The following is a 12,059-nucleotide window of genomic DNA, read 5'->3' on the forward strand; positions in this document are numbered from 1 at the left end:
GGGAAAGTAGGTGCAGTAGTTGCACCTACTTTTTTTGTTTATATATGAAAGAGCATTATTTTACCTGTCCTTATTGCTGGCAAAACATTTCGATGTTGATCGATGAATCCGTCTCCAGTCAATCCTATATAGAGGATTGTGAAGTATGTTGCAACCCTATTCAACTCACTGTAAAATTTTCCGAGGCGGAATTAACAGACTTTCAGACCACTAGTATCGAGTAACAATTTTTTTCGTTTGAAGCCTTGCCAAATCTAAAAAGGGTTGTATATTTGCTGTCCAATATCGCGGGATAGAGCAGTAGGTAGCTCGTCGGGCTCATAACCCGAAGGTCACTGGTTCGAGTCCAGTTCCCGCTACAAAGTAGATTTTACGGAAACATAAGAGACAATGCGGTTTAAAATAGATTTGAGCCGCATTTTTTTATGCCCAAGAAATCTTGTCTTTTTAAAAACCGTACACTCTAATGTACACCCTTTGGCTGCAAAAAAACATGTTCAACTGGCCTATATATTCGAGGAGAAATTTATTTTTACTTTTTGTTTTTGGTTGCAGTCTTTTAGGGGTTTCTCAAAATAAAAGGAGTTATACCTACGCAAGAAAGGACTCCAAGAAGTTGAGATTGGATGTTTACACCCCCGAGCACCTAAAAAAAGGAGAAAGTTTACCTGTGGTCATTTGGATGCATGGAGGGAGCTTTTCTGGAGGAGAAAGGGATGGCGCTACCGAGACCCGCTTTATGAAATATCTAACAAAAAATGGATATATCGGGGTGTCGATTTCGTATAGATTGTTGCTAAAAGGTTCTAAAACCGGGTTTGGATGCAATTGCCCTGCGTCTTTAAAAAAGGAAGTGTTCCGTCAGGCCGCAATGGATTTTTTGGACGCGACTAAATACATTATTGCCCGAAAGAAAAAACTCCGGATTGATATTGATAAAATAATTGCAGGAGGCAGTAGCGCCGGAGCGGAGGCGGTATTGCATGCAGTGTATTTGAAACGATTTTTGCTTGATGATGTTAAAACATACGCCAAAGTGAATTTTGCCGGTGTTTTTGCATTGGCTGGCGCTGTCATGGATACCAGCTATATTTACGAGGACAATGCCGTTCCAGCGGTTTTGTTCCATGGGACTGAAGATAAATTGGTGCCTTTTGGGGAAGCCCCGCACCGCTATTGTTCTGAGGATGATTCAGGTTTTTTGGTTTTAAATGGCTCAGAAAGTATTGCCAATAGATTGCACCAGTTGAACCAATCGTACTATCTACATAAAGTAATAGGAGGAGGGCACGAAGTCAACCATATTCCTTATGACGAATTGGATGCTGTGTTTGAGTTTTTTGAAACAACACTGGGCTCCGGTGAAACTATTCAGACCGTTCGTTCCGTGAAAAAGTAGGATTGGATTATTCATCCATATGATGTTTTTAATAGGACTTATGCCTCAAAGTGTATTTCGCTTTGATAAACAAAAAAGGCTTTCTAGAAAGAAAACCTTTTTCTGTTACCGGTTGCTCAACCAATAACCAAACTAAACTAAACAAACTATAGTGCTATTAATTAATTCATTAAGCTAGTTACTTACTATCTTTTAAAACTTTGCAAGTTTTGTTGTAAACGTATTTCCTAAATCGTTTTTAGCCCTTACAACATATATACTTTTAGGTAAATCGTAAATATTAAAATTATATCCACTTCTAAAATTGCCATCGAATGATTTTACCAGTTTACCATGTATGTCATAAATGGAAACTGTTGCGACATCAACATTTAATGAAAACTCGTTTTGGGCAGGGTTGGGATACAAAGTAACGTTGCGTGTTGTTTCAAAATCATTTGAGGAAAGTGTTGATAACTGATTCCCATAAATTTTGAATTTGCCCGGAGCTAGGCTGATTGAGGTAGTACTGCCGTCAATAGTTGCTGGTGAGCCTGAGGTATCCATTAAATCGTACCAAGTTCCCCCGTAAGGGAAATTTGGATTGATATTCATAGTGGTCAATTCAAAATTAGCGATGATAATCACATTTTTTAATTCAGAACCCGAAGTGTTTTCATCTCCGGTGAAAATGCTTATCCGAGGACGAAGGTTTCCAGAGGAAATATTATAGTCTCCCTCAAATACAGGTTCGTTAATTTTTAAATTATTGATTCTAGACCACGCTTCGTATATCGGGCTTCTATTGACATCGTTAATCCAATCTTGGGTCCATTGTGGTTGTGGTTTGGTATCTAATTTACAATCGCCTGATGGTGTTCCGCCATCGCCTCCGGGAGGGGCATCATCTGGTAGGTTTAGTGTACCATTGGAGCACGTAAATATAGAGTTATCCATGCCCAATTCTCCGAAATGCCAGATCATTTTTGGCCCGGGAATGGTTAAGGAAACTGCACCTAAAGCAGATATTCTAGACAAAGCAGTGTTGATATCCTTTGTATCATAGCCACCACCGCTATTGCCAAAACGCCAATTTTTTTCCATTGTTCTTACCTCGTCATGACTTTCAGCATAGCCTACTACGCGCGGTGCTGTATAACCTGTGCGTGCCTTATGTCCCATGCGGCTAATGTTGGAGCTACTGGAATATCCCATAGTCAATTGGGCATAGGGGTCGGTCATTTTTCCCCATAGCATAATGCCTTTTGGAATGGCATCACCCAATCGGTAATTGGCCCATTCGCTTTCTTCTGTATCACCTCCTAGATGTTCGAAAATCACATAGTGGGTTTCGTCCAAACTCCAGGAATAATCGGCATATTCTTTTAAAACGGCCACACGATCGGCCTGATAACTATTGGTGCAACTTTCATTGCCGCTCGAACAATTTTGTGTAAATCCCTTGGTCAAATCCCAACGGAAACCATCGATATTAAATTCTTCGATCCAATGTTTTACCACTCGTTTTGTGTAATCTTTTGTGATAGTATTGGAGTGATTAAAATCCGAACCTACATTGTAAGCATGTCTTGGAGACGTATTAAAATAGGGGCTGTCAGTACTTGGCTCGCCCCATCCGTCACCATCGGGATCATTCATCCACATGCGTACCATAGGGTTTCTGCCAAAGGCATGGTTTAAAGCGATATCCAAAATTACGGCAATACCGTTTTGGTGACATACGTCTATAAACTCTTTAAATTTGTCCTCAGTACCATAAAACTTGTCCAAAGCCATATGAAATGAGGTATTGTAGCCCCAACTTTCATTGCCTTCAAACTCCATCACTGGCATTAACTCAATAGCATTAATATTTAAATCTTTGAAGTAATCAATCTTACCAATCAAATCCTGGTAATTTCGGTCCGCATCAAAATCGCGAATCAACACTTCATAAATCACTAAATCTTCTTTTTTAGGTTTTACGAAATTTGTGACCTGCCAATTGTACGGTGTTTTGTCTGTTTGTAAAACGGTAACCTCGCGTTCCTGTCCTGTTGGATAGGCAGGTAAGCTTGGGTAGGTTGATGCAGGAATGAATGGGTCATCAAAAGGGGATAATACCAAGGTAGAAAAAGGATCGGCCGTCTTTACCATTTCCGGAGAATTGGCAATCGGCGTTTTATCCACCACCCAGTATTGATAGGTTTCAATTTTTTGTGAAGTGAGCCCTGTCAGTGTTAACCAAAATTTATTTCGTGTGGTGTCATATTTCATGGCATCTGAGATTTCGGGTTCCCATCCGTTGAAGCTTCCGGCAACATATACAAAATCCTTGCCCGGCGCATTTAACACCAATGTCGCAATTGTTGGGTCTGAGTCGTCGTAATTGATGCCATCTTCATAATCTTCCGGCATCGTTGCACTATTGGAGCCAGGGTCAATGATGGCTGAAAATTCGGCCGATTTTGTTGTGCCTCCGATGGTGGCTTCCAAAACGTAATTCTTGTTTACCAAAATATTCATATCCGTAAAGGAGTAGGAAGATATACCGTTTTGGGTGTTTATGGTAGCACCATTTGCCTTTAGGACATAATTGGCGTTGCCACCGGAGTTGGTGGCAGAAATACTAAGATTTCCACCAGACGATATAATGGTTGTTGCGTCTGTAGGTGATGTAAGTGTCAGTTGAAGGGTGCCCACATCCTCATCTAAGTCTTGAGATTTTTTATCTCCTGTGCCGTCCTTTGCTTTAATTAGAAAACCTATGCGTCCGATGCCTGTTCTTCCATAAAACGTGGTAGGGGTGAAAGTAATGGTATAGGTATCGCTACCGCTATTGTAGGTCAGTCGATTGGCTTCGTTCGAATTGTTCCATGTGCCGTTGGTAGGGCAATCTTGCTGGTTAGAGATATTTGTATCCCAGGACCAGGCCCAAAGGTAAAGTGCATTGCCAGTAACGCCCCATGTAGCTTCGTTAATACTGCTGCCTTGAAAGGTAATCGTTATTGAGTCATCCTCTTCAAAGGGAAGTGGTGAAACGCTGTACGTAACTGTTTGTTGTTGTGCCAAAACGAAAGCTGATACAACGAAAAGCATATATGTAATTTTTTTCATTTGCATTATTTTTTTGTGATAGTGGACTAGGTCGAAGTTTATAGCTATCTAATAGCTTCGAAATAGTATGTAAAATGTTAAGGCACCACGATGCTTAAAGAAAACATGGTGCAAGTTTTAGGCAAAAAAGGCTGTACGATATAATTGGCACAGCCTTTTTAGTCACTTAACACTCTTAAATCAAATTCCTAGTTAGGAATGATGACGTAAGCGCCATCCAAATCATTGAACCAAACGTCGTAGGTTCCTGTAGGTGCGTTAAAGGGGATATTATCTCCACCTCCTGCAAGTACTGAAGTGCCATAGAGTTCAGACGAACCGGTATACCTCCAAACATCGGCCCAGTCGTCGTTTGCTCTAATTAGCATTTGTCCTCCATTGGTTAAGGTAACACCATTTAGGTACCATAAATGGGGGTTATTAGGATCTTGTGTAAAATCGGTATCTGAGCCCCATCCACCTGGGGTGGCATCTCCGATTATGCCTATAGTACCATAAGTTGGCGCTCCAGAAGCATCGTATGGGGTTACTGTAAAGCTTCCTCCTTCTCCAACTGTGGTGAAGGTATAGGTGTAATAACCAGCAGCGCCTACGTTAAACGTTCCGGGGTCAGATCCGCCACCTGGATTAACTGCCAAGGTTGAGCCATCATTTGTTCCCCATTGTGGTTGCCACTGTCCTTTTACTTCTAATAATTTGAAAGCTCCTGCACCAAAGTATCCTGTAAAGAAATAGCCGTTGGGTACATCTTGATCTCTAAATATAGGTGTATTGTTATTGTCATTGCTCCATCCTGGAGTAGTGGCATCTCCTACCATATATAAATATGGGAAGGATACATTATACGGAGTAATTGAAACCGTAGTGGTATCGCTTACGCGTTCTAAAGTATTCCCATTTTGGTTAGTATTTCTGGCAATGATTCTCATATCGACATTTCCTGCAGTATCTGGAGCAAGGCCCAAGCCTATGGCTACAGCATTTAAATCAGAATTCGTAACGGATAAAGTTGTGCCATTGGTAACCGTTCCAACGGTAACTGGGACAGCAAAGTCCGTTCCGGCTGCGGCTGCTTCTACGGTATAGATGACTTCGATACCTAAGGTTGAAGATAAAACGGCATCCTCCCAATCAATAGTCATTGCTGTTTCCCCTGAATTGGCCAAAGCTAGAACAAATGCATCATTATTTGATGGGCTTGACATCATGGGAGCATCTGTAGGGTATGTAGTAACCAAATAAAGTACAGAATTGCTTAAAGTGCCTCCTGCATTAATTCTGAAATAAACGGCTACATCCCTAAAGTTTGCAGCTCCTGCATCCCTAATAGCATTGTTCAAATCAGTTACGCTAATGGAAAAGGAATTAGAGCTAACGTTTCCAAGATTAACTGTGGAGGTAAAATCGGCATCCAAAGACATTTCCACATCGTATGATGAACTACCGGTTACCTCGTCGTTCCATGCTATGCTTAGGGCGGCATTATCTGGTGTGCCAAAATTTAAGAACACACTGCTTATACCTGGTTGTTGCAAGGTGAATGCTGGATCAGGTGATGTTATTACAAGCGTTTCCTCAGTTTCACAGGCTGTGAATATCAAAGCAAGTGAAAGAAAAAGAAAGCTTATTTTGTTTGTTAATATTTTCATCTCTAATTTTTTTTATGATTATAAATTCAATGGGATTAGTATATAACGACCGTCTAAATCGTTAAACCAAACCTCGTAATCGTCCTCTACAACTACAGGTGTAATGCCACCTTCAGTAGCCTGTCCAGAAAATTCTGTACTTCCGCCCCAAGCTGAACCAGTATTTGTAACAAATTGCAAATCTCCGGGAACGAGACGAACACTTGGAAGGTTCCAAATATGGCTGTCAAAACTAGATTGTGTCATAGCAGTTGTAGTAACCGCCGAACCTTGGATTTCCATACTTGTAAAATCTGTGGCACCAGATTCATCATAAGGTTCCATTGTATATGAATTATCACCGAAATTGATTGTAAAGTGATAATATCCAGAACTGGTAACTCCAAACCGTCCGGGATCACTGTCTTGAGTCCCAGGATTACCCGCAATTTCTCCACTTGTTTTGGGTGTGTCTTCTCCTTCGCTGTCTGTAACACCCCATTGTGGTTGCCACAAGCCTCTGGTTTCTAAAACTTTGAATCTACCTTCACCAAAATCGCCTGAACTATTTGCGAAAAAACCAGTATAGTGATACAAATTTGAATTGCCAGCATCCCTAAATAATGCAGGGTTGTTTGAATTGTTGCTCCACCCGGGAGCTACGCCATTTCCAACTAAATAGTAATCGTCAAAAGGATAGTTGAAGTATGGAAATACCATAAAACTAATACTGTTAGAAGCCACAGGTATGCCATTTTGAGTTCCTAATGAAGAAACTATCCGTGCATATAACGTGCTCCAAGCAAAAGGAGCTAGCCCAACGGTTCCGGCTGCGGAATTCAACTCGCTAACAGAGAGTGTAGCGACATTATTTCCAGATACCGTTGTTGCAATTGTTGACGTTGCAAAAGCCTCATCAGCGGCAATTTCTATGCTGTAGTTTACAGCAGCCTGCTGTCCATAATCAGCTTCTGTCCAAGTTAAGGTCATCGCTGGATTATTGATGTTTACTGGGTCAAGCTCTACATTGGTAATAGATAAATCTGATAAAACCACTGGAGCTGTTTCCGAGATAAAGAATTCATCTGTCCCATCTTCACATGAACTTGAAAGTAGCATAGTGCACACTGCAAGTACAACTATTGATATGTTTTTAATATGTTTCATTTTAAATCTTTTAAGTATTAATACCCAGGGTTTTGCTCAAGGTTAGGGTTAGCGGCTAAACTACCTACTGGAATTGGGTAAAGGTTAAAGTGTGCAGGTAGAGAAATACCATTACTACCATTTCCTTTCCAAACCCAGTTATAGCTACCGCCAGTAAATCTGCCATATCGGATTAAATCCTGTCTTCGGTGTGCTTCCCAGTGTAATTCACGGGCTCTTTCATCTAGGATAAGATCTAATGTTAATTCCCCGGAAGTAATAGTATTAGGATTATTTGCCCTAGTTCGAAGATTGTTGAAATAATCAACTGCGGCAGACAATGTGCCTCCACCACCACGTAAGTGCGCTTCGGCATACATTAAATATACATCTGCCAATCTGAACAATGGGAAATCGGTATCCACAAATGTTTGGTCTGGGCCGAAATCTCCAGTAGACGTGGCGTTTGAATATTTCTGAAGAATATATCCAGTGTCTCTATCTGAAATATCAGTAATTTCAATTGGTCTTCCTGCTGAAATAATCGTATTTCTATCGTCGTTGTTAAAACCGGCACCGAATAAATCAGCCAATTGCTTTCTTACTCTTAGGGCACCACCCCATCCGCCAGCTCCTACGCCAACTTCAGAGCCATTTTGCTCGATACTTCCAACAGATCCGTTGATCATCACTGTGGTAGGCCCGTAGTTTTGTACGGTAATACCATCCGAAACAATCGGGAAGATGATTTCCTTGGTTGCTGAATTGGTATTGTTGTCTGCCATAAAGTTATGCAGATAGCTATCGGCCAATTGATAACCACCACTGATAATTCTTTCACAGTAGGTAAGACACTCTGCGTAATGGGCCTCATTGATATATACCTCGGCATTAAGATAGATCTTTGCCAAAAGCATATACGCTACGCCCTTATCGGCTCTGCCATATTCATTCTGCCCTGGAGCTGGTAAATCATTTTCGATAGCTAACAATTCTGATTCAACAAAATCGAACAGTTGAACTCTATTATAAGCTTCTGGCTGTGAATTGATTGGTGTATTTTCGTCAGAAAAATTGGCTTGTCCGAAAAGGTCCATCATATAATAGTAAGCCATGGCTCTCAACAGCCTTGCTTCAGCTCTATAGGCCACAATTTCACTTCGTGTGTTGGCTGAGACACCCCGTGCATCCAATGCGCCATCTGTGGTTTCTCGTAAAAAGCTATTTGCCAAGGCTACAGATAAATGAGCCCTACTAAACATGCCTAATAATAATGGGTTTTGGGAGGTCCAAATATTTCTTTGGATTTCGCGTGTACCCGGGTCATTTTCATAGGACCAAATCATCTGATCTGCCGAAAGAGTTTGTGTATAAAGTAGTACACGCCCAAACTGGCTAGTACCGGCATCAATACCCTTTAAGTTTGAGCTTTCTGGCCCGTCTGTCCCGGTTAAAGCTAAGTTTGCATAAATACCTGCTAAAACTTGCTTGTAGGCTCCTTCATTTTGAAACAAATCCCCACCAAGTGTGGTTTGATCATCTTTCGGAGTGATATTTAAGTCATCGGTACACGAAGTCAATGTAACGACAAGCAGTAATATCAGACCAAATGTGTCGTGTATTTTAAATCTTGTATTCATAGTTTGTTTTTTTTAAAATTTAAAATTAGCGCCCACCAAGAAAGTTCTTGGTCTTGGGTATACTACGTTGTCGATTCCTAAAGTCAAAGTAAGATCGGAATCGTTATCCGTTACCTCTGGGTCTAATCCGCTGTATTCGGTAATGGTGAATACGTTTTGAACACCCCCCCATATTCTTATACTTTTTAAGGAGTTGGATATCTCATTAAAGGTGTAGCCTAAAGTTATATTATCCATTCTTAAAAAGGAAGCGTTTTCTACATAAATATCGGAAGTGATGACGTCCGAAGTATTTTGGAAATTGGTTTCCAAAACAGAGGTTGGCACGTTGGCTGGTATACCGTTATCCAACAACAATGCATATTGGGATTTCGAAGATCTAACGTTATTGTAAACGTAGTTACCAAGGTTAGCTCTTAAGTTGAAGGCAAAATCAAAATTCTTGTAAAAGATATTCGATTGAAAACCTAAAATGGTATTAGCGCCAGGGTTTTCCTTGATATAGCGGTCTTCATCATTAATGACGTTATCGCCATTCAAATCCGCATAGGCACCTTCAATTGGGTTGCCGGATGGGTCGTACAATTGCTTAAATACGTAAAAGGAATTAGGCGCTTCGCCTTCCCTATGGATTTGGATATTATTACCTGTTCCTCCAGAAATACCGCCTGTTCTCACATCTTGGCCAAGTGCTAATTCTTGGATTTCTCTGTCCAATAATGTGGCGTTAAGGTTAAAATCTAATTTAAAATCATCGGTGTTTACAACGTCAGTGTTTACAGAGAATTCCATACCTTGAATCTGTAATTCACCTATATTTTGGATGACACTATTTGAAAAGTTGGTACCGTCAGCAACTGTAGCTGTAAATAACAAGTCGGTTGAATTCTTCTGGAAGAAGTTTAACGAACCCGTAACCTTATTGCCAAAAAGGCCATAATCAACACCAAATTCAATAGTAGTTGTCTCTTCCCATTTTAGGTCAGGATTTATCTCTGAAGCTATTAGGGATTGGATTACTGAGTTGCCAAATTGATACTGAGAGTTGCTCAATCCACCTCTATATCGGTTTAGGAAGATATCCTTTTCGTCAATATCCTGCTGCCCCGTAATACCAAAACCAACCCTAAGCTTTAAGTTTGAAATGGTTTCAGAGTCTTTTAAGAAATCTTCATCACTAATATTCCAAGCAAATGCTGCGGCAGGGAAATCACCCCACCTATTATTTTCGCCAAAGCGGGAGGTTCCATCGCGCCTGTAGGTAAGAGTTAATAAGTATTTGTCGAGGAAACTGATATTGGCTCTTCCAAAAAATCCTATTAAGACAATATCTGGATCCGCATAAAAATCATCAACACTTAATTCATCCCTTATGTTTCTACCATTTTTTCCGTTATTGATAAAACGTTGATAAGAGTACCCCGCTGTAAGCTCAGCACCAACTTTATCAAAATCTTTTTTATAGGTCAAATACCCGTCAAAAAGTCTGTTAATCCTTATTTGATTGTTTCTCTTGAAGGATCCAATAAAGTTTAGTCGCTCATTTGAATTTGGAGTGCCAAAGGCATTTATATCGGTACCAGTAGATTTTGTTTGGTCAAAACCTAAATTCAATACTGCTCTTAATTCTGGTAAGAAATGGAATTTATAATCGAAATTCAAATTACCATAAGCTCTATTGGCATCACCTGTATTATTCCTTTGTAATAGCGAAGCTACAGGGTTTTGGGTGCCAATGGATATAATATTGCCATCCCTATGCTGGTAATAACCCCCAAATGGAGAAGAAGGATCAAAAACAGGTTGCGTAGGATCGTAGCGCATAGCTGCACCGATTTGTCCAGCATCCGCAAAGCGGTTGTCCTCGAAAGCCAAATTGGCGTTTAAGTTTACTTTTAAATGATCATCAAAAAACGATGGGTTTAAGGCGACACTTAAGTTTCGTCTATCAAAATCTGAAGTTTCCAGTACACCTTCTTGTTTCACCGCCCCAAAGGAAAATCTAGTTGGCAGTACCCTAAGCAAGGAGCCTTGCATTGATATATTATGTTGACTTGAAGCTGCAGTGCTTCTAAAAACTTCCTCTTGCCAATTCGTGTTAGCATTTCCTAATAAACTCTCATCAATAGTTTGATTGTTGATGGGTTGGCTGGCCACTAATTGACGGAAGCCATCAGCAGAAAATACGTCGATATAGTCTGTTACCTCACCAAAACTAAATTGTGTGTCATATGTAGCGCTAAAAGTAGATTTACCTTTTTTGGTAACAATAATGATTACACCGTTTGCCGCTCGAGACCCATAGATAGCGGTGGCCGACGCATCTTTCAAAACGGAAAATGAATCGATATCATTTGGGTTGATGGAAGCTAGCACACCTCTTGATCCGGTAACACCTTTATTATCAATAGGTAAACCGTCAATAATAATTAAAGGATCATTGGATGCATTAATAGAAGAACCACCCCGAATTCTAATTTGGGAACCAGAACCTGGTGCACCACTAGTATTAACACTCACACCTGCAACACGACCGTTTAAAAGGTTTTCGGCTGTTACAATGTTACCTTTGGTAAAGTCTTCTTGTGTTATGGCCTCAACCGAACCGGTAGCGTCCTTTTTGGTTGTGGAACCATAACCAATCACCACAATTTCTTCCAGTTGCGCAGCGTCTTCGGATAACTGAACATCCAAAGAGGTTTGACCGGAATAAGTGATTTCTTTAGATTGATAGCCCACATAGGAGAATACAATAACATCACCATTATTGACTTCAATCTGATAATTTCCATCAAAATCCGTGGCGGTTCCCGTTGTAGTTCCTTTGATTACAACATTAACGCCCGGGAGTGGGATGGAAGTTGACTGTTCTGTTACCATTCCTGTTACCAAGTTTTGCCCGAATAAGAACACAGGGAAAACCAGCATCAAAAACAGTAAGCTTTTAGTATTTGTTTTCATACAGTTTATTAAATTAATGTATTAATTAGTCAGTTATACTTTCACTTCTCACGTCAAAATTATGTAAAGGAATTGTTAAGAAATAATTTTCAATTACGAAATATTTAACGAAAACGTTTTCGTGTTGACAACTTTTTAATTTTTTGTCTTAAAATTGAGAAATTAACATTTTTATGCCATCAAATAATT

At 40.2% G+C, this 12,059-nt stretch carries 7 protein-coding genes and 1 tRNA gene; 3 read left to right on the top strand and 5 right to left on the bottom strand.

What is annotated here, in order from left to right; all coding sequences use genetic code 11:
* Positions 1 to 44 precede the first annotated feature (44 nt).
* The 3 genes from ACFSR8_RS03920 to ACFSR8_RS03930 all read left to right on the top strand — a co-directional run bounded on the left by ACFSR8_RS03920 (position 45) and on the right by ACFSR8_RS03930 (position 1,399).
* Entirely contained in the window at positions 45 to 224 is a 180-nt protein-coding gene (locus tag ACFSR8_RS03920; RefSeq protein WP_380289219.1) for a CPXCG motif-containing cysteine-rich protein, read from the top strand.
* Positions 225 to 286: 62 nt separating this feature from the next.
* Positions 287 to 359, top strand: a tRNA-Met gene (locus ACFSR8_RS03925).
* Positions 360 to 466: 107 nt separating this feature from the next.
* Entirely contained in the window at positions 467 to 1,399 is a 933-nt protein-coding gene (locus tag ACFSR8_RS03930) for an alpha/beta hydrolase (RefSeq protein WP_380289221.1), read from the top strand.
* Between the two features lie 192 nt (positions 1,400 to 1,591).
* Here the strand turns inward: ACFSR8_RS03930 and ACFSR8_RS03935 are convergent, their stop codons facing one another.
* From ACFSR8_RS03935 to ACFSR8_RS03955, 5 genes are all read right to left on the bottom strand, one after another.
* A complete protein-coding gene (locus tag ACFSR8_RS03935; RefSeq protein ID WP_380289223.1) occupies positions 1,592 to 4,495 on the bottom strand; it encodes an alpha-amylase family glycosyl hydrolase in 2,904 nt (967 codons plus the stop codon).
* 188 nt (positions 4,496 to 4,683) lie between these two features.
* Positions 4,684 to 6,144: a SusE domain-containing protein gene (locus tag ACFSR8_RS03940; RefSeq protein WP_380289225.1), complete on the bottom strand. Its 1,461-nt coding sequence runs from the start codon at positions 6,142 to 6,144 to the stop codon at positions 4,684 to 4,686.
* A gap of 18 nt (positions 6,145 to 6,162) precedes the next feature.
* Entirely contained in the window at positions 6,163 to 7,290 is a 1,128-nt protein-coding gene (locus ACFSR8_RS03945) for a SusE domain-containing protein (protein WP_380289227.1), read from the bottom strand.
* 17 nt (positions 7,291 to 7,307) lie between these two features.
* Positions 7,308 to 8,909: a RagB/SusD family nutrient uptake outer membrane protein gene (locus tag ACFSR8_RS03950; protein ID WP_380289229.1), complete on the bottom strand. Its 1,602-nt coding sequence runs from the start codon at positions 8,907 to 8,909 to the stop codon at positions 7,308 to 7,310.
* A 12-nt stretch (positions 8,910 to 8,921) separates the two neighbouring features.
* On the bottom strand, positions 8,922 to 11,870 hold the full coding sequence (locus ACFSR8_RS03955; RefSeq protein WP_380289231.1) for a SusC/RagA family TonB-linked outer membrane protein: 2,949 nt from the start codon (positions 11,868 to 11,870) through the stop codon (positions 8,922 to 8,924).
* Positions 11,871 to 12,059: the final 189 nt, after the last annotated feature.

Source organism: Hyunsoonleella rubra (assembly GCF_042684665.1).
GTDB classification, from domain to species: domain Bacteria; phylum Bacteroidota; class Bacteroidia; order Flavobacteriales; family Flavobacteriaceae; genus Jejuia; species Jejuia rubra.

Coding starts and splice junctions, on each gene's coding strand:
- ACFSR8_RS03955 (WP_380289231.1), bottom strand. CDS start 11,870: ATGAAAACAAATACTAAAAGCTTACTGTTTTTGATGCTGGTTTTCCCT.
- ACFSR8_RS03930 (WP_380289221.1), top strand. CDS start 467: ATGTACACCCTTTGGCTGCAAAAAAACATGTTCAACTGGCCTATATAT.
- ACFSR8_RS03940 (WP_380289225.1), bottom strand. CDS start 6,144: ATGAAAATATTAACAAACAAAATAAGCTTTCTTTTTCTTTCACTTGCT.
- ACFSR8_RS03920 (WP_380289219.1), top strand. CDS start 45: ATGAAAGAGCATTATTTTACCTGTCCTTATTGCTGGCAAAACATTTCG.
- ACFSR8_RS03945 (WP_380289227.1), bottom strand. CDS start 7,290: ATGAAACATATTAAAAACATATCAATAGTTGTACTTGCAGTGTGCACT.
- ACFSR8_RS03935 (WP_380289223.1), bottom strand. CDS start 4,495: ATGAAAAAAATTACATATATGCTTTTCGTTGTATCAGCTTTCGTTTTG.
- ACFSR8_RS03950 (WP_380289229.1), bottom strand. CDS start 8,909: ATGAATACAAGATTTAAAATACACGACACATTTGGTCTGATATTACTG.